Source organism: Pauljensenia sp. UMB3104, assembly GCF_030217285.1.
Taxonomy (GTDB): Bacteria; Actinomycetota; Actinomycetes; order Actinomycetales; family Actinomycetaceae; genus Pauljensenia.
Genome location: NZ_JASONN010000273.1, coordinates 1 through 279 on the forward strand (window position 1 = coordinate 1; position 279 = coordinate 279).

At 58.1% G+C, this 279-nt stretch carries 1 protein-coding gene; it reads left to right on the forward strand.

Features of this window, described 5'->3' with window-relative positions:
• Positions 1-41 precede the first annotated feature (41 nt).
• Positions 42-279 (forward strand): ATP-binding protein (locus QP415_RS11675; RefSeq protein ID WP_285100188.1); only part of this gene is annotated, 238 nt, incomplete at its 3' end.

Consider the following 279-nt stretch of genomic DNA (forward strand, 5'->3'; position numbering starts at 1 on the left):
TTGGCACGGTAGGCGCTGATGCGGCTTCTGCCCTGTCTGTGGTGCTTTCAGAGCTGGTAACTAATGCGGTCGAACATGGCCTTGAGGGGGAGCGGGGAACGATTCTTGTGCGGGCCAACCGCGATGGCGCCAAGCTCCACGTTGAGGTCATAAATGACGGCAAATCAATCCCCGAAGGAGCCACTATGACTGGGCTTGGAACTCGGATTGTGCAGACTTTGGTTCGGGGTGAACTCGGAGGCGCCGTCGAATGGTCTAACTTGCCGCACGGTGGAACAG